Annotated in this window: 22 protein-coding genes and 1 tRNA gene; 12 read left to right on the forward strand and 11 right to left on the reverse strand. The window is 63.8% G+C overall.

From position 1 onward, the window contains the following. Positions 1-29: 29 nt before the first annotated feature. The 3 genes from AC1D05_RS17670 to AC1D05_RS17680 form a co-directional block, all read right to left on the reverse strand. Complete coding sequence (locus tag AC1D05_RS17670; RefSeq protein WP_477442468.1) at positions 30-611, reverse strand: CatB-related O-acetyltransferase; 582 nt, start codon at positions 609-611, stop codon at positions 30-32. A 107-nt stretch (positions 612-718) separates the two neighbouring features. Continuing rightward, the gene (locus tag AC1D05_RS17675) at positions 719-2,503 is read right to left on the reverse strand and encodes a flavin-containing monooxygenase (RefSeq protein ID WP_477442470.1); all 1,785 of its coding nucleotides are present in this window, start codon (positions 2,501-2,503) and stop codon (positions 719-721) included. A 197-nt stretch (positions 2,504-2,700) separates the two neighbouring features. Further along, complete coding sequence (locus AC1D05_RS17680; protein ID WP_477442472.1) at positions 2,701-3,642, reverse strand: MurR/RpiR family transcriptional regulator; 942 nt, start codon at positions 3,640-3,642, stop codon at positions 2,701-2,703. Positions 3,643-3,952: 310 nt separating this feature from the next. On the opposite strand from AC1D05_RS17680, the gene AC1D05_RS17685 reads away from it, so the two are divergent. The 5 genes from AC1D05_RS17685 to AC1D05_RS17705 all read left to right on the forward strand — a co-directional run bounded on the left by AC1D05_RS17685 (position 3,953) and on the right by AC1D05_RS17705 (position 9,838). Then, a complete protein-coding gene (locus AC1D05_RS17685; protein ID WP_477442474.1) occupies positions 3,953-4,780 on the forward strand; it encodes an ABC transporter ATP-binding protein in 828 nt (275 codons plus the stop codon). Then, positions 4,777-5,631 (forward strand): ABC transporter permease, encoded by an 855-nt coding sequence (locus AC1D05_RS17690; RefSeq protein WP_475455550.1) that lies wholly within the window; start codon positions 4,777-4,779, stop codon positions 5,629-5,631. Before AC1D05_RS17685 ends, AC1D05_RS17690 begins: the two co-directional genes overlap by 4 nt. A 64-nt stretch (positions 5,632-5,695) precedes the next feature. Continuing rightward, complete coding sequence (locus AC1D05_RS17695; protein WP_477442476.1) at positions 5,696-6,859, forward strand: ABC transporter substrate-binding protein; 1,164 nt, start codon at positions 5,696-5,698, stop codon at positions 6,857-6,859. Positions 6,860-6,986: 127 nt separating this feature from the next. Beyond that, positions 6,987-8,075 (forward strand): Gfo/Idh/MocA family protein, encoded by a 1,089-nt coding sequence (locus AC1D05_RS17700; RefSeq protein WP_477442478.1) that lies wholly within the window; start codon positions 6,987-6,989, stop codon positions 8,073-8,075. 320 nt (positions 8,076-8,395) lie between these two features. Further along, complete coding sequence (locus AC1D05_RS17705; RefSeq protein WP_477442480.1) at positions 8,396-9,838, forward strand: amidase; 1,443 nt, start codon at positions 8,396-8,398, stop codon at positions 9,836-9,838. Between the two features lie 43 nt (positions 9,839-9,881). Here AC1D05_RS17705 and AC1D05_RS17710 read toward each other — a convergent pair whose 3' ends face one another. Both AC1D05_RS17710 and AC1D05_RS17715 read right to left on the reverse strand, forming a co-directional pair. Next, on the reverse strand, positions 9,882-11,123 hold the full coding sequence (locus AC1D05_RS17710; RefSeq protein WP_477442482.1) for a M24 family metallopeptidase: 1,242 nt from the start codon (positions 11,121-11,123) through the stop codon (positions 9,882-9,884). 105 nt (positions 11,124-11,228) lie between these two features. Further along, the gene (locus tag AC1D05_RS17715; protein ID WP_477442484.1) at positions 11,229-11,360 is read right to left on the reverse strand and encodes a hypothetical protein; all 132 of its coding nucleotides are present in this window, start codon (positions 11,358-11,360) and stop codon (positions 11,229-11,231) included. Between the two features lie 343 nt (positions 11,361-11,703). Between AC1D05_RS17715 and AC1D05_RS17720 the strand changes: the two genes are divergently transcribed. Further along, on the forward strand, positions 11,704-12,492 hold the full coding sequence (locus AC1D05_RS17720) for a SapC family protein (RefSeq protein ID WP_477442486.1): 789 nt from the start codon (positions 11,704-11,706) through the stop codon (positions 12,490-12,492). 124 nt (positions 12,493-12,616) lie between these two features. After that, entirely contained in the window at positions 12,617-13,348 is a 732-nt protein-coding gene (locus tag AC1D05_RS17725) for a class I SAM-dependent methyltransferase (protein ID WP_477442488.1), read from the forward strand. A 780-nt stretch (positions 13,349-14,128) separates the two neighbouring features. Here the strand turns inward: AC1D05_RS17725 and AC1D05_RS17730 are convergent. Continuing rightward, positions 14,129-14,203: transfer RNA gene (locus AC1D05_RS17730), tRNA-Gly, on the reverse strand. Between the two features lie 212 nt (positions 14,204-14,415). Here AC1D05_RS17730 and AC1D05_RS17735 point away from each other — a divergent pair. The 4 genes from AC1D05_RS17735 (at position 14,416) to AC1D05_RS17750 (ending at position 17,049) form a co-directional block, all read left to right on the forward strand. Beyond that, positions 14,416-14,913 (forward strand): prolyl-tRNA synthetase associated domain-containing protein, encoded by a 498-nt coding sequence (locus AC1D05_RS17735; protein ID WP_477442490.1) that lies wholly within the window; start codon positions 14,416-14,418, stop codon positions 14,911-14,913. A gap of 81 nt (positions 14,914-14,994) precedes the next feature. After that, the gene (gene trxA, locus AC1D05_RS17740; protein WP_477442491.1) at positions 14,995-15,999 is read left to right on the forward strand and encodes a thioredoxin; all 1,005 of its coding nucleotides are present in this window, start codon (positions 14,995-14,997) and stop codon (positions 15,997-15,999) included. Between the two features lie 123 nt (positions 16,000-16,122). Further along, the gene (locus tag AC1D05_RS17745) at positions 16,123-16,794 is read left to right on the forward strand and encodes an LON peptidase substrate-binding domain-containing protein (protein ID WP_477442492.1); all 672 of its coding nucleotides are present in this window, start codon (positions 16,123-16,125) and stop codon (positions 16,792-16,794) included. 9 nt (positions 16,795-16,803) lie between these two features. After that, a complete protein-coding gene (locus AC1D05_RS17750) occupies positions 16,804-17,049 on the forward strand; it encodes a Trm112 family protein (RefSeq protein WP_202352161.1) in 246 nt (81 codons plus the stop codon). A 262-nt stretch (positions 17,050-17,311) separates the two neighbouring features. On the opposite strand, the gene AC1D05_RS17755 is transcribed toward AC1D05_RS17750, so the two are convergent. The 4 genes from AC1D05_RS17755 to AC1D05_RS17770 all read right to left on the reverse strand — a co-directional run bounded on the left by AC1D05_RS17755 (position 17,312) and on the right by AC1D05_RS17770 (position 23,849). Next, entirely contained in the window at positions 17,312-20,659 is a 3,348-nt protein-coding gene (locus AC1D05_RS17755) for an error-prone DNA polymerase (RefSeq protein ID WP_477442494.1), read from the reverse strand. Beyond that, positions 20,656-22,131, reverse strand: a complete 1,476-nt coding sequence (locus AC1D05_RS17760) for a DUF6504 family protein (protein WP_477442496.1) — start codon at positions 22,129-22,131, stop codon at positions 20,656-20,658. The genes AC1D05_RS17755 and AC1D05_RS17760 overlap by 4 nt, the downstream gene beginning before the upstream one ends. Beyond that, positions 22,073-23,104, reverse strand: coding sequence for an ImuA family protein (locus AC1D05_RS17765; protein WP_477442498.1), 1,032 nt, complete (start codon positions 23,102-23,104; stop codon positions 22,073-22,075). The genes AC1D05_RS17760 and AC1D05_RS17765 overlap by 59 nt, the downstream gene beginning before the upstream one ends. Positions 23,105-23,216: 112 nt before the next feature. Then, positions 23,217-23,849 carry a LysE family translocator gene (locus AC1D05_RS17770; RefSeq protein ID WP_477442499.1) on the reverse strand — a complete coding sequence of 211 codons (633 nt, stop codon included), beginning with the start codon at positions 23,847-23,849 and terminating at the stop codon, positions 23,217-23,219. Between the two features lie 135 nt (positions 23,850-23,984). Here AC1D05_RS17770 and AC1D05_RS17775 point away from each other — a divergent pair, with 135 nt between their 5' ends. After that, on the forward strand, positions 23,985-24,407 hold the full coding sequence (locus tag AC1D05_RS17775; RefSeq protein ID WP_172221986.1) for a metallopeptidase family protein: 423 nt from the start codon (positions 23,985-23,987) through the stop codon (positions 24,405-24,407). Positions 24,408-24,501: 94 nt separating this feature from the next. Here AC1D05_RS17775 and AC1D05_RS17780 read toward each other — a convergent pair whose 3' ends face one another. Next, on the reverse strand, positions 24,502-24,708 hold the full coding sequence (locus AC1D05_RS17780; RefSeq protein WP_027145959.1) for a DUF1737 domain-containing protein: 207 nt from the start codon (positions 24,706-24,708) through the stop codon (positions 24,502-24,504). Positions 24,709-24,720 lie beyond the last annotated feature (12 nt).

The following is a 24,720-nucleotide window of genomic DNA, read 5'->3' on the forward strand; positions in this document are numbered from 1 at the left end:
AGGCGGGCTGAGAAGGATTGTCGGCGCAGTTATCCCGGATCCATCGTGTTCAGGAAATGCTCGGCATCCACAGTCGTCAAAAGCTCAACACGCTCACGGATCAGATCGTCACTCCAGTTCCACCATTCTGACGACTGCAAACGCTCGATGATATCCGGCGTGAATCTGTATCGGATGATACGAGCGGGATTGCCGACCGCGATCGCATAGGGCGGGATGTCCCTGGTGACGATGCTGCCGGCGCCGATGACCGCGCCGTTACCGATCGTGACACCGCTAAGGACAATGCAGCGGGCACCGAACCATACGTCGTGGCCGACTGTAGTCGGCCCTTTGCTGAAGGTTTCAGCGCCATTGCGAACCTTCCCGTCGATGATTCGTAGCGGATAAGTGGTTGCCGTGTCGACGCGGTGCTCAGCCGCGCCGATAAAGAGCACGTCCGGGCCAATCGAACAGAACGAACCTATGCGTATTGGCGATTTCTTGTGCGGACCCCAAAACGAGCTCTTCCCAAGGCCATAGGTGTTGCGACCAATCTCGACGCCTGGCAACGGCGGCAAAGGGCTCTTCTTCAGCCCCAGTTTTATGCGAAGTTCTCTCAACAGTCCCATCGGCTTCCCTCCCCAGAATGCCAGGCATACAGGGAAGGACTACTCACCGTATCTGAAAAGTTCGCAAGCAATTTCGAGTACTGGCCCACCGCTACTTGCGTTACGGATCAGGCGTTGCTGGGCTTCCCGTAAACCGGCGTCGCGATACCTTCCATCCGCGCCTTGATCTGTAGCGCCACATATTTCGAGTAAAACCGCGACAGCGCCAAATTGCCGCCGTGGAACCACAGCGCTTCCTGCGCCGTCGGCTTCCACATGTTGCGCAATTCGCCTTGCCAAGGACCGGGGTCGCCCTTGACGCCGGAGCCGAGGCCCCAGCAGGGACCGACCTTGTCGGCGACCTCGCGCGAGACGAGTGCCGCGACATTCTCGTTCATCGACTGGTAGCCGGTGCAGGCGATGATGGCGTCGGCCTCGAGCTCGGTGCCGTCCTCGAACAATATGCCTTTTGCCGTCAGCGATTTGATGGCGACGCCGCTGCGGACGCCGATCTTGCCGTCGATGATCAGGTCCGAGGCGCCGACATCGATATAGTAGCCCGAGCCGGTGCGATAGGCCTTCATCAACAGGCCGGTCTCGTCGTCGCCGAAATCGATGGCGAAGCCCGAGGCGCGCAGGCGATCGTAAAAGGCTGCGTCGCGTGCCCGGATGACGTCGTAGAGCGCGCGCTGGCCCTTGGGCACCAGTGCGAAGGGTGTCGAGGCGACGATCATGTCGGCCTTTTCGGTGGTGATGCCGCGCGCCAGCGCGGTCTCCGAGAAGATCTCGAAGCCGACCTCCATCAGCGTGTCCGACTTGACCACGGTGGTCGGCGAGCGCTGGATCATGGTGACGTCAGCGCCGCTTTCCCAGAGGTCGACGCAGACGTCATGCCCCGAGCTGGCCGCGCCGATGACGGCAACCTTCTTGCCACGGAATTTGTCGCCGCTGGCATACTGGCTGGAATGCAGCAATTCGCCCTTGAATTCACCGGCGCCGGCCAGGTCGATCTTTCGCGGCGGCCCATAGGCGCCGGTGGCGAAGACGATGTGCTTCGGCTTCAGCGTGATGTGGCGGCCGACACGGTCGACCACGACGGTCCATTCCTTCTCGGCGTCGTCATAGGAAGCGCTGAGGCACTTGGTGGCGACCCAGTAATTGAGCTCCATGACGCGCGTGTACATTTCCAGCCAGTCGCCCATCTTGTCCTTGGGCGTGAAGACCGGCCAGTTTTCCGGAAACGGAATGTAGGGCAGATGGTCGTACCAGACAGGGTCGTGCAACACGAGCGTGCGGTAGCGGTTGCGCCAGGAATCGCCGGGCCTCGCATTCTTCTCGATGACGATGGTCGGCACGCCGAGTTGCCTGAGCCGCGCGCCCAGCATGATGCCGCCCTGGCCGCCGCCGATGACCAGGCAATAGGGCTGTTCCGAAGCGCCGAGATCACGCGTTTCGCGCGCCCGTGCTTCCGACCAGGTCTCGCGCTCGGGATCGGCCTTGTGGCGCACACCGAGCGGCCGCTCGGCGCCCTTGCGCTCCTCGAACCCCGTGAGGTCGGTCATCGCCGTGAACAGGGTGCGGCAGCGGCCGTCGCGCAGCCGCATGATGCCTTGGCCTGAGGCCACCGCGGTCTCGAATGTGAACCAGGCTTCGATGGTGCCTTCGTCCGAGGTCGCCTCGCCGGTGATCTGCCATGCCTCCGGCTTGGTGGTGGCCAGCGTTGCGCCGAGCATGTCGGTGATGGCCGCGCGGCCTTCCATCGTCGTGACGTTCCAGGTGAAGGTCAGAAGATCGCGCCAGTAGCAGTCATCGACGAACAGGTTGCTTGCCGCGGCCATGTCGCCGGCTGCGAGCGCCTGCGCCAGGGATTCGAGCCATGCGGTGGCCTGTTTCGTCGGTGCGATCTCGAGCATTCTTTCCCTCTTTCTTCGCGTTGGCGCTGTCCGGGTCTTCCCTTCTCCCCTTGCGGGAGAAGGTGGCCTCGCGAAGCGAGGTCGGATGAGGGGTGCTCCAGCTTGGCAGCGACGGTACTCCGTCACCCACCCCTCAACCGTCTCGGCGCTCCGCGCCGATCCACCTTCTCCCACAAGGGGAGAAGGAAAAACGCGCCTCAGTCCCCGAGCGGCTCCATTTCCTTGCCGGTGCGGTGTATCTGGGCGTTGTATTTGATGCGGCGCACCGTCTCGCGCGCCGAGCCGTCGAGCTTGTAGGCTGAGGCCACCGCCAACAGGTCGATCGCGGCCAGGAAGGCATAGCGCGAGGCCGTCGGCTTCAGCGTGTCGGGATATTCGGGCACCGCCACCGTCAGGCGGACATCGCAGGCGCGGGCAAGGTCGGTGTCGGGCGCGGTTACGGCGATGGCGTTGGCTCGGTAGTGCTTGGCGAGTTCGACGGCCTCGATCACCTCGCGCGTGCGCCCGGTCGCTGAAATGGCGATCACCAGGTCGCCGGGCTTCAAGGTCGAGGCGGTCATGCGCATCAGATAGGGGTCGCATTGGGCGCTGACGGTGATGCCGTAGCGAAACAGCCGGTATTGGGTCTCCTGCGCCAGTGCCGAGGAACTGCCGCCGAGACCGAAGACGGTAACCTGCCGCGCCTTGGCGATCAGTTCGGCCGCCTTCTGCAGCTCGCCCGGATCGAGCTGCCGTTCGGCCTCCTGCAGCGCCCGGCGCGCCTCGCCGAAGACGGCGTTCCAGAACGGCATGCCATTGTCGTTGCTGACGGCAGGCGGCTTGGCCAGATAGAGCGCACCGACCACGAGGCTCTGCGCCAGCTTCAGCTTGAAATCGCGCACGCCCTCGCAGCCGATGGCGCGGCAGAACCGGGTCACCGTCGGCTCGCTGACCCCCGCGCGTTCGGCAATCGCCGCATTGGAGGCGTCGACGGCGTATTTGACATCGTCGAGCACGACGTCGGCGACGCGGCGTTCGGCCGGGCGCAATTCCGCGTAGGAATCCTTGACCAGCGAGATGATGTCCGGGATGCGCCTGAGGTCGCGCCCCTCCGGATCGTTGTTCAAGGCGCTGCCTGTCTGGTTCTCAGCTTCGGTCATGAAGTCGGTCTTCCCTGTCCTTTTGACCTGACCTCTTATCATGTTTGCACGCTGTCGTTCCATGCGCCCGGCCACGCTGCAACCACTGCGTGTCGCAAGGGCATGCTCACGTTTCTTTCCAGAGTATGTAGGAAAGCAACACGCATTTCAAGGCAGAGAAAATCTCATAAAAACAACGCGATAATCCCAATCCAGGATTTTGGTGATAAGGGTACCACCGCGAGCGCTTGACAGCAAAGTAGGATAGTTACAGACTGATTTCTGGCAGTCTGATGACCTACTGGATCATCACGCAATCTCCGAGGGGCGGATGAACGCGGGCGAGACAACAACGCCGAAGCTTGGCGTGCAGGCAGCGACCAAGATCTATCACACGGTGTCCGGCGACCTGCTGGCGCTGGACCGCTGCAGCCTCGATGTCAGAGCCAATGAAATCGTCTCCATTGTCGGCCCGTCAGGTTGCGGCAAGACCACGCTGTTGTGGTCGATGTCGGGGCTGCACAGCCTGACCAGCGGCGAGATAAGGCTCGACGGCAAGGCCATCACCGGCCCGCATCCCGATATCGGCATTGTTTTCCAGGAGGCCAACCTCCTGCCCTGGCGCAATCTCGACGCCAACATCCGCTTTCCCTTCGAGATCAAGGGCGAGAAGCCGGATCGTGCCTGGATCGCGCATCTCTTGAACCGCGTCGGCCTCGACGGTTTCGGCGGCAAGTTCCCGCGCGAGCTGTCGGGCGGCATGCAGCAGCGCGCGGCGATCGTGCGGGCGCTGGCGCTGAAACCGTCGGTGCTGCTGATGGACGAGCCGTTCGGCGCGCTGGACAGCTTTACGCGGGAGGAAATGAACCGGCTGGTCGAGGAGATCTGGCTCGACACCAAGACCACCATCGTCTTCATCACCCACAGCATCGAGGAAGCGATTTTTCTCTCGGACCGCGTGGTGGTGCTGAGCGCCCGGCCGGGCCGCGTCGCCAAGGAATACCGCGTGCCGTTTCCACGGCCGCGTTCGCTGGAGATCATGGCGACAAAGGAAGTCTTCGACCTCACCAACAGGATCAAGATGGACATTGTCGGCGAGCGTAGCAGACCGACGGCGCCGGAGCGCACGAGCGCCGAGATCGTGAGGATCAGGCCGTGAGCGACGCCATCCCCGAATTTTCCAAATCCAAATCGGCTGCCAAGTCCGGCGACGGCAAGGATGTCAGCCTGACCAACCTGTCGGCCTTCGCCAGCGGTCCAGGCATCAAGTCGGGCAAGGAGGTGGCGGCGATCATCGCCGTCGCCGTGGTCATCATCGGCGGCATCGAGCTGGCCTTGCGGCTGTTCCACGTGCCGCTCTACATCATGCCGCCGCCAAGCTCGATCGCCTATGCGCTGTTCGACGAATTCCCGCTGATCGCGCCGCATCTCGGCTACACGCTGGTCGAGCTGGTGTCGGGTTTCGCCATTGGCGCAGTCGTCGGCCTGGTGCTGGCCGCCGTCATCACCCAGTTCCCCTTCGCCGAAAAGATCGTCGCGCCGTATATATTGCTGCTGGTCACCACGCCGATGCTGGCGCTGGTGCCGCTGCTCATCCTGCGCTTCGGCTTCGGCTACACGCCGCGCATCATCGCGGTGGCGCTGGCCGCCGGGCCGATGGTGATGATCAACGCCGCCACCGGCTTTCGCCGCGTCGACAGCGCCAAGATCGCGCTGGCGCGTTCCTATGGCGCCAGCACCTTGCAGATCTTCTGGAAGATCCGCGCGCCGATGGCGCTGCCGATGATCCTGGTCGGGCTGATGATCGGCGCCATTTTCGGCCTGCTGACCGCGGTCGGCGCCGAGATGGTCGGCGGCGGCTTCGGCCTCGGCAACCGGCTGACCACCTATTCGTCGATGATCCAGATGCCGCAGTTCTTCGCCGTGGTGCTGATCCTGTCGACGCTCGGCATCCTGATCTACGTGCTGTTCTTCCTCATCGGCAAGAAATGGGCGAGCTGGGAGGCTTGAAGATTTGAAGCAAGACGCCCGGGAGGCGGGCGGTGGACTGACGTCAAACAAAAAGGGGAAAGCGATGACCAAAGACAATTTCGTCCACCAGGCGGGGATCTCCCGCCGCTACTTCCTGCAGGTGACCGGCGCCGGCCTGGTGACGGCAACCGCGCTCGGCGCTTCTGGTCTCAAGGCCAGGGCCGAGGCCTACGGCAAGTTCACCTGGATCTCGCCGCGTGGCACCCTGGAAGTGCTCGACGACTATCCCTACTGGGCAGCCAAGAAGGCCGGCTATTTCGACGGGCTCGATACCGACATGCAGCCGGGCCCTTCGGATGGCACGGCGACGGTTAAGTTCGTCGATGTCGGCCAGGCCGATATGGGTTTCCCTTCGCCCGGCGTCTTCTCCTTCGCCATTCAGAACGGCATGAAGCTGAAGTCGGTGTTCCACATGGGCGCGCGCGACACGTTCAGCATCGCCTTCCGCAAGGGCGAGGGATCGAACGATCTGAAGAAGCTCGAAGGCAAGACCATCTTGCTCGGTTCGGCCGCATGGCAGTCGATCACCGATCCGCTGCTCGCCGCGCAAGGCGTCGACATCAAGAAGGTCAAATATGTCGAGGCCGGATGGCCGACCTGGGGCACGGCCCTCGCAGGCGGCCAGGGCGACGCGGCCCTATCCTGGGAAGGCCTGCGCGCCGAATGGATCGCCAAGGGCCTCGACTTCGAATACTGGCTCGGCGTGAAGAACTCCAAGCTGCCGGCCAACACCTTTGTCGTGCGCGCCGCCGATCTTGAGGACGCCGACAAGAAGGCGTTTTTGGAAAAATACCTGCGCGGCTGGGCGATGGGTCTCGAATTCGGCTACCAGAATCCACGCGCGGCCGTCGAAGCCGTGTTCGAGCAGTTCCCGACGCTGGCCAAGAATCTCGGGCCGGAACTCGGCACCACCTCGATCCTGCAGCAGATCAACGTTTTCCGTGGCGACATGGACAAGCGCGGCGGCTGGGGCTCGCACGACATGGCGAGCTGGCAGGGCTTCTTCGACGAGATCCACAAGATCGGCCAGATCACCAATCCGGTGAAGGCCGAGGATGTCTGCACCAACGACCTGATCCCGGCGGCCAACACCTTCGACAAGGCGAAGGTCAAGGCCGATGCCGACGGCGTCAAATTGTCGGAAGGCTTTGCCGCGCTCGATGTCGAGAAGATCAAGGCGCATCTGTTCGATTCGGCGGTGAAGTAGGGCTGCAAACGGCTATGTCGGCGCTGCCCCTTGGCTCCTTTCCTCTCCCCCTTCCGGACGGAGAGGAAAGGGCCGAGCGGCGATCGATCGCCGCCCAAGATCCAATCAAGAATGTGGGAGGGCTGACATGGCCGACAAGATAAAAGTGCTGGTGGTGGGTCTCGGCAATATGGGTGCGTCGCATGCCAGCGCCTATCACCGCTCCGAGGGGTTTGAGATCGTCGGCATCATGAGCCGCTCGATCAAGAGCAACACCAAGATCCCGGCGGAATTAGCCGGCTATCCGCTCTACGAGGATTTCGACCTGGCGCTGAGGGAGACGAAGCCTGACGCCGTGTCGATCAACAGCTGGCCGAACACGCATGCCGAATACGCGCTGAAGGCGATCGCGGCCAATTGCCATGTGTTCATGGAAAAGCCGCTCGCCACCAATATCGAGGATGCCGAAAAGGTCGTGGCGGCGGCACGCGCCAAGAACCGCAAGCTGGTGCTTGGCTATATCCTGCGCGTCCATCCCTCCTGGATCAAGTTCATCGAGGTCGGCAAGACACTCGGCAAGCCGCTGGTGATGCGCCTCAACCTCAACCAGCAGAGCAGCGGCAGCGCCTGGCATTGGCACAAGAATCTGATCGATTCGCTGATCCCGATCGTCGATTGCGGCGTGCACTATGTCGACGTCATGTGCCAGTTGACCGGCGCCAAGCCGGTGCGGGTGCATGGCATCGGCGCCAAGCTCTGGGCGGAGGCCGACAAGCAGAATTACGGCCATCTGCACGTCACCTTCGATGACGGCTCGGTCGGCTGGTACGAGGCCGGCTGGGGGCCGATGATGAGCGAGACGGCCTATTTCGTGAAGGATGTGGTCGGCCCGAAGGGCGCGGTATCGATTGTCGCCGGCCAGGCTGCGAGCACGGCCTCGGACGCCGAGGTTTCCAATTCGGCCGACATCGACCGCCACACCAAGACCGATGCGCTGAAGATCCATTATGCGGCGGTCGACGGCGACAAGAATTTCTCCAAGCCCGACGAGATCGTCAGCATGGAGGACGAACCCGGCCACCAGGAGCTGTGCGACCGCGAGCAGGCCTTCTTCCTGCGCGCCATCCGCGAGGATCTCGATTTGACAGAGCAGATGGACGCGGCGGTCAACAGCCTGCGTATCGTGCTCGCCGCCGAACAGAGCATCGAACTGGGGCGCACTGTCGAGCTGGCCTGAAGTCGCGCCCCCTCATCCGGCCGCTTCTCGCATGCATTGTCCTATGCTGCACTGGTCGACCCCCACTCCGTCTCGGCTTCGCCGAGCCACCTCTCCCCCGATCGACGGGGTAGAGGAAAAACGCCAAGCTTTTTGCCGTCAACGCTCGTCCAGCAACGCTCCCTTCCTTTCCCTCCGGAGGGGGGAAAGGTGGCGCTGCGAAGCAGCGACGGATTGGGGGAACCACGTGGCAATCAAGCCGCGGGCCGGTCAGTCACGCCAGTCGAAGCGGAGGCTGGGTGAGGGAGAGTCACTCAGATCAGATATAAAAGGAGTAATACATGGCCGCTGTCACCGACAGTCTGTTGAAAACCTATGCGGAGTCCGACGCACTCGACCTCGCCGCGCTGGTGCGCGGCGGCCAGGTTTCGCCGGCCGAACTGGTCGAGGCGGCGATCACGCTGGTCGAGCGGCTCAATCCGACGCTGAATGCGGTTGTCCATCGCCTGTACGACATGGCGCGTGCCCAGGCCGAGACGGTCGACAAAAACGCTCCCTTCGCCGGCGTGCCGTTCCTGCTCAAGGAATTGGCTTCGTCCTGGACCGGCGCGCCCAACACCAATTCGTCTTTTTACCTGAAGGACGTCGTCGCCGACTTCGACACCGAAGTCGTGCGCCGCATGAAGGCGGCGGGGCTGGTGCTGGTCGGCAAGTCGAACGCACCCGAAAATGGCTGGTCGATCACGACCGAGCCGAAACTCTACGGCGTAACAAAGAATCCGTGGAAGGAAGGCATCACGCCGGGCGGCTCGAGCGGCGGCGCTGCCGCTGCCATCGCATCGCGCATGGTGCCGATCGCGGAAGCCAGCGACGGCGCCGGCTCGATCCGCATTCCGGCCTCGTGCTGCGGCATTGTCGGGTTGAAGCCGTCACGCGGCCGCGTCAGCCTCGCGCCGTTTGGCGACTATTGGTATGGCGGCGCCTATTTTCTCTGTTGCTCGCGCACGGTACGCGACACGGCGGCCTATCTCGATGCCGTGGCGGGTGCGCTGCCGGGTGACCCCTACACGCCGCCGGTGCCCGACAGCTCTTGGCTCAGCCTGTCGGCACGGGCGCCGAAGAGGTTGCGCATTGGCTTCACCGTCACGCCGCCAAACGGCACCGCCATCGACCCAGAGGTGAAGGCGGCGGTGCTGGCGACAGTGGCGGCACTCGATCGGCTGGGACACCATGTCGAAGAGCACGACCTGCCGCTCGACGCCAATGGCGTCTGGGCGACCTACACCAACATGACCTGCGTGCAGACGGCGGCGACCTTCGATTACCTTGAAACGGTGATCGGCCGACCGGTAACCCCAGGCGATGTCGAGGCGGTGACCTGGGCGATCATCGAGCGCGGCCGCGCGACCAGCGGCGTCAGGCATATCTCCGATGTCGAGCAGCTCCGGCAGATCGGCCGCGACATTGTCGGCGATCTCAATGCCTATGATCTTTTCATCACGCCGACGCTGACCCAGCTGCCGCGTCCGTTCGGCTATTACGACATGTCGGAAACGGACCTCGACCGCTACAACGCCAAATGGTCGGATTCGGTGTTTGCCTTCCCCTTCAACATTTCCGGCCAACCGGCGATCTCGCTGCCGCTCGGCTGGTCGAAAGACGGCGTGCCGATCGGCGTGCAGCTGATCGGCCGCTATGGCGACGAGGCGACGGTGCTGGCGGCGTCGGCGCAGCTGGAGCAGGAGATGCCTTGGAAGGATAAGAGGCCGGCGGTGAGTGGTTAAGTGGCGTGGAACGGTGAGGGGGCGGAGCGGAGAGAGCGCTACTTTACCCAATCGTCTCCAGCCGCCTCGGCAGCCGGTTCATCGCAACAGGCCCATCCGCCGTGATCAGGAACTGGTCTTCGAGGTTGAAGCTGGCGAGGCCCTCTATGTAGAGGGGGATTTCGAAGGCCAGCACCATGCCGGTCTCGATCACGACTTCGCTGTCGGCCGCAACGAATGGCCACTGCTCGGAAAACACTGACTGGCCGACGCTGTGGCCAAAATGGCCGCGGCGGTAGGAGCGCAGGCCTTGCCGGGCCAGGCTGTCGGTGGTGACGCGGTGCACATAAGCGAGCGTGTTTCCGGGGATCAGCGCCGCCAGCCCGTCCTCGAAGGCGCGCTCGGCGATCGCGTGCAACTCGGCCTGATCGGCGGAAGGCGGCCCGAAGATGAAATTGCGCGACATGTCGGAGGCGTAGCCGCCGACCGTGCAGACCATATCGCATTTCAAGGGATCGCCGGCCACGGCCCTGGCATCGGCGCCTTTGGCCCGGGCGCCCAGCGTCACATATTCCGCCGTCACGACCGGATGCGAGAGCCCTGCGGCCGCATCGGCGACGCCCTTGCGGTAGAGCGCGACGAGATCGGCCTGGCGCATGCCGGCCATCGCGTCCACCTGCAGCCGCTCCAGCCCGGCTTCCGAGAGAAAAATGCCTTGCTGCAGGAGATCGATCTCGCGCTGCGATTTAACGGCCCGCAGCCTGTCCAGGACCGGTGAGCCATCGACCATCGGGCAATCCGGCAGCAGCGCCTCGATGGCCGCGAAATCGGCGGCTGGAACAAAGTCGAGGTCGATGCCGAGTGTTGCGCGCGCCAGCCCGAATTCTTTCAGCAAGGCCCGCAACTGGTGCACCGAAGCGGCGAGATCGAAAGTGGCGGGACGGGAGAAGTCCGGCGTGCGGCCAAGCGAGGCTAAGCCGGCCTCGATGCGCTCGGCCAGGGGAAGTCCGTGAGATGTATCGACCGGCGCGGATTCGATCCAGATCGGGTGCGACCGCACGACTGCTTCGGGCGCGGCGCTCCGCAACTGCGCCGCGTTGAAGTCGGCGACGACGACGCCGATCGGCAAATCCTGCCGGGCCGGGATGACGACGAAGCCGCCGCCGGCGCGCCGGAACAGTCCGGCCGGACCGATCCACGCGCCGGTCGCATAGTGGAAGGCCTCGGGCGCCGAGAGCACCAGTGATTCGATGCCGGCGCGTTGCATCAATTGCGCGGCGCGCTGGCGGTCGACAAAGCCCGTCATGGGTTTCTCCTGATGTCCGGAGCGGCAACGGAGCATTGCACAGAGCGACAATCAAGCCAGTTGATGGCTGATGACGGTCTGCGGGCGCCTCAACGGCGAAATCCGCTACTTGATCGTCTCCAGCTTGGCGATTGCCGCGATGCGGTTGACCGCGTTCAGTTCGAGGGCGATTTGCCCGCTTCCGGTTTCGATGGTGAAGGCCTGCCCGATCGCCTGTTCGAAATCCGCCGCAATCATGCCGTGTGCCTTAAACCGCCTGCTTTATTTCCTGCAATTGCAGGCGGGAAAGCCGCCACGCATTCTTCCCGCATGTGCTCTGGTGGCGGCAATCTCGCCGCTTCACGATAGACGTCAAGAGGCCCGGAAGCCAGCCTGGGCATTGGCCGAGACAATTCGCCGGGGCAAACCGCAAAATACCGCAACGGTCGTGCTTTTACGCGCGCCACGGACACTGTAGTACTTTGTTCCGGCGTCGGATTCTTGGCCCAACCAAGATCAGTGCAACAAGAGCAGATTCCCGTCTTCGGGGTCTGATGCCGAAGGGCCGGCCCGATTGGCTGGCGGGAGAAAGGGACGGACCATGGCTGACACCGGGGCAACGACGGAAGCAGCGCCGGCCGCCGAGGCAATGCCGCTGTTCTATTCGAAGCCCGAAGCGCTCAACCCGGCGCGGCACGGCTCGCTCGGCCTGACCGCACGCGGCGACTTTGCCTTCGCGCGATCAGCGCATGCCATCCCGGTGGTGGCGTCGGAAATGCCGGCGGCGATGCGCTCCTACCCGATCGTCTTCATCGGCCCGGCCAAATCACCCGTCATCATCACCGGCGTGCGCCAAGGCGAGAACCTGTTCGTCGATGCCGACGGCCGGTGGACGGCACCCCACTACATTCCCGCCTATGTCCGCCGCTATCCCTTCATCCTTGCCGAGGACCCGACCACATCCGGCCGGTTGACGCTGTGCGTGGACAGGGCGAGCGAGCGGGTCATCGACCAGCTCATGGCGCCGTTTCGCGAAGACAAAGTCGCGCCGTTCTTCAGCGGCACTGAGCCGACCGAAGCAACCAAGCAGGCGCTCGCCTTCTGCAACCAGTTCCAGATCGACTTCCGCGCCACCCGCGAGATGATCGACAAGATCGACGCGCATGGCCTGTTCGCGCCACGCCAGAGCAAGGTGACGCTGGAAGGCGGCGAAGTGCTCAATCTCACCGATTTCCAGGTGATCGACGAGCCGGCCTTCAACAAACTGAGCGACGCGGCCTTCCTCGACCTCAGGAAATCCGGCGCGCTCGGCCTGCTCTACTGCCACCTCGCCTCGACCAACAGCTGGACGTCGCTGGTGCATCAGGCATCGCTGCGCAAGGCGGGGTAAGGCGGCCGGCCGCGTGATGTCGATCGGGAAGCGGTGATTTCACAGGCTCAAGCGGCGAAGCAAAGGCCGCCTGATCCTCGAGCGGTGTTATGCATTCGAGGCTCCCAGGGATTGCGATCTGCAAATGCCTTCACTCAAGCAACTTATGAAAAAGCCGATCTATGGACTCAGTTCGCGTTTCGCGACCAGCAGGCTGGAACGCGTGGTTCGGGAAATTGAAAATGCGAAAGTGGAAGAGCTCTCGCATGGCACTTTTCTCGAAACGAAAATCCGTCAGATCGGCCTGCGCCACGACGGGCGTGGGCTGTATGGAGTGGATGTCAATGATATGAATTTCCACGCGCCCGGTCTGTGGCAGATTCCGAGGCAACTGGCGGAGGCCATGGCGCTGTTGGCCAGCCAACGGATCGCCAGCTTTCTTGAGGTGGGCACTTGCGACGGCTTCACATTTTCCTTCATGACGGCATGTCTGTCGAGACTCAATCCCGGCCTGAAAGCGACGACGATCGATATCGCTTCCTCTCTTCCGGCTTCAGCGCGTATCGTCTTCAAGGGACCCGTCGAATTTCTCGCCGGCATGACGTCGGACGCGTTCGCCGAAGAAGTGTTTGATCTCGTTCTTATCGATGGAAATCACTCTTACGAATGGGTTTCCCGCGACTATCAAAATGTCGGCCGGCAGGCGCGCCTCTGCATGTTTCACGATATCAATGATCGATTTTGTGGAGACGATACGGTCCCGAAATTCTGGAAGGAGCTAAAGATCAAGGAGTTGGGACGCGCCGATTTCCATGAATTTCTGTATCACTCCAGTTCCGACAGAGTCATGGGTATCGGCATTCGGATCAAACGCTGAGCAATGGTATCGGTGGCTGGGGGACGACCAGATTGTAACCTCCAAAAGCAAAACGGCCGCCCAAGACGACCGTTTTCGATGCCCTGAAGGAAACTGGAGCGATGTCAGCGCGACCGATCTGGTTTGGCGCCGACAGGCCAACACAACGCCATGTAGTCTGAAAGTCGGTTGCGTGGCGGCCTCAGCAGCGCGAATTTCAAGTCGCCGCAGGAATTCCGGATGTCCCGTGCACCCACCGGAAGGCACGGGTTGGCCCATGCAACAGGCCACGACATCACAGTTTCGCGATTCTCGGGATGAACGGCGGCCTGAAAAGCGTTTCAGTCCTAGTTCGCCGGGTGCTCCAAGACCGCGAGCGCCCTAAAATCAAACCGCTTTTGGGAGAATAACGATGAAACATCGCCTCATTCCCATAGTGCTGGGCTTGCTCATGACGTCCACAGGCCTGGCTTTGGCCGCCAATGTCCACTCGGTAACGGGGACGAAAGGTCAGCCCAGCCAAACGATTGGCACCCTTCAGACAGGAAGTGTTACACCGGGCAACGCCAGCACCGCCCCGGGTTCCGCCTTCAACCCAGACGGGAACGCAGGAACACATTACGCAGGGACCCAGCCGCAGAACTCCAAGAATCCGAAGAGCGTGTCTCAGTACGACGTTGCCGGCTTCCAGCAGTCCCATAAGTGACGACCGGCTTTTGCCGCCGGGGTTCCACCCGCCTAGAAAACGAAAAAGCCGCGGAGTCCCGCGGCTTTTCGATGCCTGATTTCCCTTGAGGAAATTGGAGCGGGTGAAGCGATTCGAACGCTCGACCCCAACCTTGGCAAGGTTGTGCTCTACCCCTGAGCTACACCCGCTCACACGGCGTCTTGGCCGCAAGCCGGGCCTATATGGCTGAAGAGCGCGGCGATTGCAACAGGGAAATCGCAGCCTTTTTGCAACGTCCCAAGCAATGCCGGCAAACCGCCCGCGCCGCGCGGATTTTGCCACGCCGCTGCTCGATGGTCTTGTGTCGGCCACCGCATTGGCCGTAAACGGCAAGGCAGGAATTGGACGAAGAAGCAGATCAATGCCGAAGAGCGAAGCCGAACTTTTTGCCTTTCTTGCCGAACTTGGCATTGCCGTTTCGACGATACGCCATCCGCCGCTCTACACGGTGGCCGATTCGCAGGCGCTGCGCGGTGAAATCGCCGGTGGTCACACCAAGAACCTGTTCCTGAAGGACAAGAAGGACAATTTCTTCCTGGTCACCGTCGGTGAGGATGCGGTCGTCGATCTCAAGCAGATCCACCAGCTGATCGGCGCCGCCGGCCGTGTTTCCTTCGGCAAGCCGGAGATGCTGATGGAGCTTTTGGGCGTTTCGCCGGGCGCGGTCACCGTCTTCGGCGTCATCAACGACACGGCAAAGCGTGTGAAGCTGGTGCTCGACAAGGATTTGATGGAACATGCCGTCATCAACGCGCATCCGCTGACCAATGAGGCGACGACATCGATCGCCGCGGCCGACCTCATCAGATTCGTCGAGGCAACCGGGCATGATGCTGCTATCTTGAAAGTCTCGGCATGATCGCCACATGCATGGCGAAACCGACTTCCAATGACATGGCGCCGACCCGCGGGCCGGCGGCGCGACCGAAAGGGTGACGAGATGAGCGACAACAAGCCGTTTGGCGGGTCATTCGGCAGCAATGGCGGCCAGTATGCGACCACCGTGCAGTATGGCGGAACCGCGCCTGCGCCGGCAAAGGTCGCGCTTGGCGATGCGCCGGCTCTTGCCAGTGGCGATGTCATCAAGGACACCACGACCGCCGCTTTTGCCGCCGACGTCATCCAGGAATCGCGCCGCCAGCCGGTGCTGGTCGATTTCTGGGCGCCGTGGTGCGGGCCTTGCAAACAATTGACCCCGCAGTTGGAAAAGGCGGTCAAGGCCGCCGGCGGCAAGGTCAAGCTGGTCAAGATGAACATCGACGATCACCCCTCGATCGCCGGCCAGCTCGGCATCCAGTCCATTCCGGCGGTCATCGCCTTCAAGGATGGCCAGCCGGTCGACGGCTTCATGGGGGCAATCCCCGAGAGCCAGATCAACGAATTCATCACCAAGGTCGGCGGCAAGGGCAATGGCGCCCCAGCTGTGGCCGACGCACTGGCGGCAGCGGCGGAAGCGCGTGATGCCGGCGACATGCAGACCGCTGCCGACATTTTTGACGCCGTCCTGGCGCAAGCGCCGGAGACGATCGAGGCAATCGCCGGGTTGGGCGACCTGTTGTTCGAGGCCGGCGACACGGAAGGCGCCGAGGCGTTGCTGGCAACGGCACCGGAGGCCAAGAAGGACGCGCCTGTTCTCGCCGCCTTGCGCGCCAAGATGGCGCTGGCTGCGCAAGCGGCAGCGCTTGGCAATCCGGCCGAGTTCGAGCGGCGCCTGGCGGAAAATCCCAAAGACCATCAGGCGCGTTTCGATCTGGCCATGATCCAGAACGCCAGGGGCGAGCGCACGGCGGCAGCCGACAATCTGCTGGCCATCATCAAGGCCGACCGCGCCTGGAACGAGGATGGCGCGAGGGCGCAATTGCTGCAGCTGTTCGAGGCCTGGGGCATGACCGACGAGGCGACGCTGGCTGCCCGGCGCAAATTGTCGGCGCTGCTGTTTTCCTGAGCCGGCGGCTGTTTCGTCGCACGGGCTTGGCGTCGGCGGTGGCCGCGCCAGATTAGGTACCTGACTTCGGCGGGCCGATCATCCCGGCGGCGGGCGGCGGAAGAAGTCGATCGGAGGACTAAAGTGCAAGCGGGAAACGCGCATTACCGGCTCGCCAAGGATCTGCCGTCGACGATCCCGATCTTTCCGCTCGAGGGGGCGCTGCTGTTGCCGGGCGGCCGCATGCCGCTCAACATCTTCGAGCCGCGCTATTTGCAGATGGTGGATGAAGCGGTCGCCGGCTCGCGGCTGATTGGCGTCATCCAGCCCCGTCTCGACGGCGGGCTGCGCGACGATGGCGAGCCGGAGCTCTGCAATGTCGGCTGCGCCGGCCGCATCATCGCTTTTTCCGAAACCGGCGACGGCCGTTACCTGATTTCGCTGCAAGGCGTGTTCCGCTTCCGCATCGCCCATGAGCTGACGGTCAAGACGCCGTTTCGCCAGGCCAAGCCGTCGCCCTTCCTCGCCGATCTCGATGACGATCCGGCGGCGAACGAGATCGATCGGCCGGCGCTGCTGAAGGCATTTCGCGCCTATCTGCAGGCCAATGATCTGGAAGCCGACTGGGAAAGCGTCAGCCGCGCCGAAAATGCCATGCTGGTCAACGCGCTGTCGATGATGGCGCCCTACGGGCCAGCCGAGAAACAGGCGCTGCTCGAAGCGGCGGATTTGAAGACGCGGGCCGAAACGCTGATCGCCATCACCGAAATGGCGTTGGCGCGCGAGAATGAGGATTTTGGCTCGAGCTTGCAATAAGAGGGCGCGATGGCGGCGGACGGGCGTGACGGAAAGAAGATCAATGTCGACCCCAAGCTGCTGGAGCTCTTGGCCTGCCCGCTGACCAAGGGGCCGCTGGCCTGGGATCCGGAGCGAGGTGAGCTGGTCTCGCGGGTCGCCAAGCTCGCCTATCCGGTGCGCGACGGTATTCCGATCATGCTGCCTTCCGAAGCGCGGACGTTGTCGGCGGAGGATGTGCTGGCACCGCCGCCGAGGCTGAGTGGGCCGTCGTAAGCGGCGTTCAAGCAGCGACTGCGGTGCAGAAGTCTATGAGAGGCTGGCGGGACAGCGCCCCCCTCTGTCCTGCCGGACATCTCCCCCACAAGGAGGGAGATTGGCTGTTGTCTCCGCTTTCGCCAATCTCCAACGTTGAAAGACAGGCCGGACGGCGAAGCTGCCGATCTCCCCCCAAGTGGGGGAGATGCCCGGCAGGGCAGAGGGGGGCGCGAAGGATCGCCGTCGCCTCCCTTCGTTGCGCCGTTGGGATGGCCTGCCTCTACTGAAAATTCCGTCCCTTGGGCATGACCCTTTCGGCCTCTTCCGACAGCGTTGCGAGATCTTGCCTGACCGGCGCGTTTTGTGTCGCGGGTTGGCTGGAGCGCTCCAGCCCCTCGCTGGAGGCGTGGCGCGTAACCGGCGCTCCAGCCCCGCTGACCTTCTCCAGAAGCACGGTCAGCCAGGGTGTCAGATCCTCGACATTTTCGGCGACGATATGGACCACACCCGATTCCGACTGCAATTTGCCGCTGACCTTGACGAACCGCGCGCCCATGACGATGGGCCGGAAGCGGGTAAAAGTTCTCTCCCAGAAGATGACGTTGGCGACGGCCTTGTCGTCCTCCAGCGTCAGGAAGATCGCATTGCCCTTGCCGGGGCGCTGCCGCACCAGCACGAGGCCGGCGACGGAAACCCGCCTGCCGTCGCGTACCGATGGCAGGTTGGCGTTGGGCGTGACGCCGGCGCGGTCGAGCCGCTCGCGCAGGAAGGCGACGGGATGTGCCTTCAGCGACAGGCCGAGCGAGCGGTAGTCGTGGATGACATGCTCGCCGAGCGGCATTTTCGGCAGCTTCGTCTCGGGCTCCAGTTCGCGCAGGCGCAGCGCCGGCTGGTCGAACAGCGGCAGCTTTTCGGCCGCACTCTTGGCGCCCAGTGCGCGCACGTCCCAAAGTGCGGCACGGCGGTCGAGGCCGATCGAGCGGAAGGCATCGGCCTGCGCCAGCCGCTCGATCTCGTCGACATCGAGGCCGGAGCGCAGCCAGACATCCCGGACGGTTTCGTAGCCTGCACCGCGCCGCGTGACGAAAGCCTCCATGCGTTCCTTGGAAAGACCCTTGATCTGCCGGAAGCCGAGCCGCAGCGCATGGGACGTCTCGATGACACCGCGCATCTCGGCATGGCGCGGCAGGATGCGGGCCGGGTCGAAAGGCGCTTTTTCCAAAGTGCAGTCCCAGACGGAGAAATTGACGTCGACGTCGCGGATGTCGACGCCATGGTCGCGCGCGTCGCGCACCAATTGCGCCGGCTGGTAGAATCCCATCGGCTGCGCGTTCAGGATCGCGGCGCAGAACACGTCGGGATAGAAGGTCTTGAACCAGCACGAGGCATAGACGAGCAAGGCGAAGGAGGCGGCGTGGCTTTCGGGAAAGCCGTACTCGCCAAAACCCTCGATCTGCTTGAAGCAGCGCTCGGCGAAGTCCTTGGTGTAGCCCTTGCCGACCATGCCATTGATCATACGGTCGCGGTAATTGCCGATGGTGCCGGTGCGCTTGAAGGTGGCCATGGCGCGGCGCAGTTCATCGGCCTCGCCCGGCTTGAAGCCACCGGCGACGATAGCGATCTTCATCGCCTGCTCCTGGAACAGCGGCACACCAAGCGTTTTGCCGAGGATCTCTTTCAATTCAGCCTTCTGATATTCGGCCTTCTCCTTGCCTTGCCGGCGGCGCAGATAAGGATGGACCATATCGCCCTGGATCGGGCCAGGCCGAACGATCGCAACCTCGATGACAAGGTCATAAAAATCACGCGGCTGGAGCCGAGGCAGCATAGACATCTGCGCGCGCGATTCGATCTGGAAGACGCCGAGCGTGTCGGCGCGGCAGATCATGTCATAGACGCGTTGGTCCTCTGCCGGGAGAGTGGCCAGCACATAGGGTTGCCCGTATGGGTCCCGTGCCTTCGGATAGTGGTCGGTGAGCAAGGTGAAGGCGCGCTGGAGGCAGGTCAGCATGCCGAGCGCCAGGATGTCCACTTTCAGGATCTTCACCGAGTCGAGATCGTCCTTGTCCCATTCGACCATCTTGCGCTCGTCCATCGCCGTCTTGACGATGGGCACGATCTCGTCGAGCCGGTCCCGGGTGATGACGAAACCGCCGACATGCTGGGAAAGGTGGCGAGGAAAGCCCATGATCTCGTTGGCCCGTTCCATCACATGCCGCGATGTGGGGTCGCTGCGGTCGAGGCCGCCGGCGCGGGCCTCCTTCTCGCCGAGCTCGGAGGTCGACCAGCCCCAGATCGAGCCGGACAGGGACGCCCGGACATCCTCCGAAAGGCCCATCGCCTTGGACACCTCGCGCAGCGCCGAGCGGCCGCGATAGCTGATGACGGCGGCAGCCAGCGCGGTGCGTTTGGAACTGTATTTCGTATAGATGTACTGCATGACCTCTTCGCGCCGCTCATGCTCGAAGTCGACGTCGATATCCGGGGGCTCGTTCCTCTCCTCGGAAATGAAGCGCTCGAACAGCGTGTCGATCTTGTCCGGCCCGACCTCGGTGATGCCGATGCAGAAGCAGATGATCGAATTGGCGGCCGAGCCGCGGCCCTGGCAGAGGATGTTCTGGCTGCGGGCGAATTTGATGATGTCGTAGACAGTCAGGAAGTAGCGCGCGTAGTTCAGGCGCTCGATCAGGGCGAGCTCTTCCTCGATGCGTTTTATGACGCTGGCCGGGACACCGCCCGGGAACCGTCTGGCCGCACCTTCCCGCGCTAGTCTTTCCAGTTCGGCCTGCGGGCCAAGGCCCGATTCCGTCGGTTCGTCGGGGTAATTGTACTGGAGGTCGCTAAGCGAGAAGGTCAATTCTTCCGCGAATCGCAGCGTCTCGGCCAGCGCCCAGGGATGGCGGCGGAACAGGCGGGCCATTTCCAGCGGCGGCTTCAGATGGCGTTCGGCATTGGCGGTGAGTTCCAGCCCGACCTCGGCGACGGGTGTGTTGAGGCGGATCGCGGTCAGCACGTCCTGCAGCGGGCGCCGTTCGGCCGTGTGGTAGAGGACATCGTTGGTCGCCATCAGTGGGATGCCGGCAATTTCGGCCAGCGCCGCCGCCTGCTCGATCCGGAAACGGTCATTGCCGGCATAACAGGGCGAGACGCCAAGCCGCAGGGCCTTGCCAAAACGGTCCTTGAGCTGGCGGAGCAAAGCGAGACTGTCTTCAGCGTCCGCCGCCAGATCAGGCAGGGCGGCCAGCGACATCAAATCCCCCCATTCGAGCAGGTCGCTGCGCTGAAGAAGGGTGGCGCCCTTTTCGGTCTCTTCGCGCAGGTTGGCCTGGGTCAGCATGCGGCACAGATGGCCCCAGCCCGCGCGGTTCCTGGGATAGGCGAGAATATCCGGCGTGCCGTCGCCAAAAACCAGCCGGCAGCCGGGGTGATAGGCGAGCTTTTCGACCTTGGCCTGCTGCCAGGCGCGCACCACGCCGGCTACCGTGTTGCGGTCGGCAAGGCCGATCGCGGAGAAGCCCATCAGCTTGGCCGCGACCACCAGTTCCTCCGGCTTGGAGGCGCCGCGCAGGAAGGAGAAATTCGACTGGATGCCGAACTCGGCATAGGGGATGACGGTCAGTGCGTTCATGCGAAGACCCCATGCATGAACCAGCGCGGCGGCACCTGCGGGTTGCCGTAAAGGCCTTGCCGGTAGAGCCAGTAGCGGCGGCCGTCGACATCCTCGATGCGGAAATAGTCGCGGGTCGATGTGAGCGGATCGCTTGACGCTTCACGCCACCATTCGGCGGCGAGACGTTCGGGACCCTCGGCACGGGTGACGCGGTAGAGCGCGCGCCGCCAGCGGAAATTGAGCGGCGGACCCTCGGGCATTTCGGTCGCCGGCACCTCGATGGGCTCGGGCGCGCGGAACAGCCGGATCGGCCGTTCCGGCGGGAAGATGGTTTTGGGCGCCTGCAGTCTGCCCGGCTTCTTCGGCGGTGTGGTGCGGCGCGGTGCCTCCGTGAAGGGGATGATGGCGACGGCGCGTTCCGGCAGATGGCTCTCGACGAGGACCGGCTGCAGCACGGCACCGTCGCCGAGCCGGGCGCGGATGCGGTCGGCGAACAGCGCGATGTCGGCGCCATCATCGGTCACGTCGCCGGTCAGATCGGCCTGCGCCATGTCGAAGGCAGCGGCGGCCAGCACCGACAGCCGCACCAGATCGAAGCCGTAGCCGGCATCGATGTCCTGCTCGAGCGCTGCCAGCCTCTCATGGAACAGTTTCTGGATCAGCCGGGGATCGCGCAGCGGCCGCGAGGTGCCGAGCGCAATGCGGCTGACGGCGCCGTCGACACGGAAGAGCAGCAGCGCCAGCGTCCGGGCGCCTTCGCCACGGCGCTCGAGATCGGTCTTCAAGGTCGTCGCCAGCAGGCCGACCAGCCGTTCGATGTCCTCGGTCAAGGTGACGGGCTCGGCAAGATGCCGCTCGACCGAAAGCGGTGCCACGGGAAGGCGCGGCGAGACCGCCTCGTCGAGACGGCCAAGTGCCTGGTCGAGACGCAGCAGCAAGGTGGCGCCGAAGCGGCGGGCGAGCGGCGCGCGGGGTGCGGCCATGACGGCGCCCGCCGTGCGCAGGCCGACACTTTCCAGGCTGGCGCGGGTCGCCGGGTCGATGCGCAGTGCGGCGAGCGGCAAGGGTGCCAGCAGGGCTTCCTCGTCGCCGCCATCGACGATGCGGTCGCCGCAAAAGCGCGCCGCCGCCCACGCCGAGCCTGGTGTCGGGGCAAGGCCGGCGCGGACATCGAAACCCTGATGGAAGAAGCGTGACAGGATGTCGTCCAGCATGGCACGTTCGCCGCCGAACAGATGGGTACAGCCGGTGACGTCGAGAAACAGGCCGTCCGCACCGTCCAGCGCCACCAGCGGGGTGTAGCGGTCGCACCAGTCGGCAAGGCCTTCGAGCAGGCGCCGGTCGGCCTCCGGATCGGCCTCGACGATGTCGATCGAGGGATGCATGGCGCGCGCATCGGCAATGCCCATGTCGCGCTTCAGGTGCAGCGCCTCAGCCCGCTCGTCGAGGGCCGAAATGCGCTGCGCGTTGCCCTGGCGGTGGCTGACCACCAGTGGCGGATGAGCCGACGTCGGATGATCTTGGGGCCGGGAACGCCACGACCGCCCCAGACGCTGCCGCAGGATCCTTTCGGCCGCCAGGTAGGGAAACCACAGCGACAGGATCCTTTGCCCGGTCCCGTTTTTCCTCGCCTCTTCTCTCGTCGAATGCGCGTTCATCGGGGTTCCACTCCAGTGTGAATTGTCCAGGCAGGGCCGTGCGGCTCTTGCCGATGGTGATGGTGATGGCGGGGCGGCCGATCGAACCGGCGAGCGGCCCGGCGATGGTGTCGCGTGGCGCTGCCGGCGCCGACGCGACGATGAGCCGGACGGGCGCCGCCGTCGGCTCGGGCGCGGCCGCCTGCCGCAGCAGGAACACCGGCCGGCCGGCACTTTGCGCCCTGGCATGCAGCCGGCGCGTCGCGGTCAGGTCCAGCCGCTGCGGGTTGCCGCGGATTTCCAGGATGACGGCGGCGAGCGCCGTCATCCTGGCGGCTTCCTCGGCGACCCACAGCGCATCGACGAGTTTTGGCGCCTCGGAAAACAGCAATTGCCCGGGCTCGATGCCGAACGAGGCCTGCAACCCCCGGGCATAGGGAAAGCCGGCTTCGCGGAAGATCTCTGACGTGCCGATCCAGAGCACCGGTAATCCTTGCGCCTGCTTGAGGATCAGGCTGGTGAGCGACAGGGCAAAGCCGGCGACCGCTCCGGCATCGCGGGTTTCCAGGCCATGGATTTCGCTGAGCGCGGCTTTCGGCAAGCCGCCGCTCAAAGCGGCATCGAGCTGCTCGACGCCGATGGGCAGGAAGGCATCCGGCAAGGCCGCTGCAATGCCGCGCCGGATGATCGTGAGATCGGCGCTGGCGTCGGCATCAAGCGGCACGCCAGCCGGCGCCTGCAGGCGCTCGGGCAGCGTTCCCTCGATTTTCGCGATCTGGCGGCGCAGGGCAAAAACAGTCTCCCGCGCCACGGCTGATATCGCCATGACGGTCAGTGTCCACTCACAATTGTTCCTGTTATGTTCCTATAGATTCCAGAGGGTGAGGGAAGAGTCAAGCAGAGTCATAAGGAATTTATTCCTTGGAAGCGCGCGTCCTTCAGCGCTGGCCGCCAAGAGCCAGCCGTGCGGCCAGACCCGCGAACACGGTTCCGAGCAGGATCTGCGGCGCCCGGCGGAACCGCGTGCGCTTAGACAACGCAGCTCCGATCCGGCTGGCGGTCAGGATGACCAGGCCGTTGACCACCAGCCCGATCAGGTTGAGCACGGTCGCCAGCAGCAGGATCTGGCCGGCGACGGAACCGGCCTCGGGACGCACGAATTGCGGGAACAGCGCCAGCACGAACAGCGCCATTTTCGGGTTGAGCAGATTGGTCAGCAGGCCTTGCCAGAAAATTCGCGTCCGCGAATAGCACGGCAGGCCGGCGATAGGGACAAATGCCGTTCCGTCGGAACGGAACGCCTTCCAGGCGAGCCAGGCGAGGTAGGCCGCGCCGGCATAGCGCACGATGTCGTAGGCGATGGGCGCTGCCAGGAACAGTTGCGACAGGCCCAAGGCGGCAGCCAGCGCGTGGCAATAGGTGCCGGCGGCGATGCCGGCATAGGTCGCCAGGCCCGAAGCGCGTCCCTGGCTGGCGCTGCGGGACGCGATCAACAGCATGTCCGGCCCCGGCGTTGCGGTCAGCGCTAGGCAGGCAATGGCAAAAAGTCCGATGGTGGAAAGGTCCGGCATGAGAACTCCTGAGAGATGGCCGGAACCGACCCCTACGCGATTCCCCGGCCGCGGCAAAGGCGCGGCGGCAAGAATTGCCGCTTCATTTGCCTCGACCGGTGCGAAAGCCTATATGCCGGGTTCAAAGGACGAAGCATGGCCCGCATCTACAAAACCCGCACCTGGCATAGCGAACTCGCGCCCTCGATGGAGGAGTTCGAGTTCCTGGCACTGGAGGCCTACGCCCATCTGCCGGAGGATTTTCGCAAGCTGACCGGCGAGATCGTCATCCAGATCGCCGAATTCCCGACCGACGAGATCATGGACGACCTGTCGCTGGAAACGCCGTTCGACCTGCTCGGCCTGTTCGAGGGCCGCGGCATCGCCGAACGCTGGAACCCGCAGACCGGCGAAGGCCCGAACCGCATCACGCTCTACCGCCGCGCCATGCTCGACTACTGGGCCGAAAACGAAGAAACGCTGGGCGACATCGTCACCCATGTGCTGATCCACGAGATCGGCCACCATTTCGGCCTGTCGGATGATGATATGGAGAAGCTCGAAGAGGCGGCCGAATAACCTATCCCTTCGTTATCCTAGGGCGGAGCAAGAAGCGAAGCGACGCGCGCAGACCCTAGGATGACGAAGAGAGGGAGGGCCTTAGCGCCAGCGGCTACCAGTCGCTGAGCTTGGTGTCCGGCCCATATTCCTGGCCGTCGACGTCCTTCACCACGGCTTGGCCGCAGCGCATGGTCTTGGCTTTCTTGTCATAGGCGTAGGTCGGCGAGCCGAACAGGTGCCAGCCCTTGTTCAGCGCCGCCGTCACCTTGTGGCAGAAGCTGGCATCGTCCGGGGCGGTCAGAAAGCGGTAGAGTTTCATTTTTCAGTCCTG

The organism is Mesorhizobium sp. P2_E9, assembly GCF_056403815.1.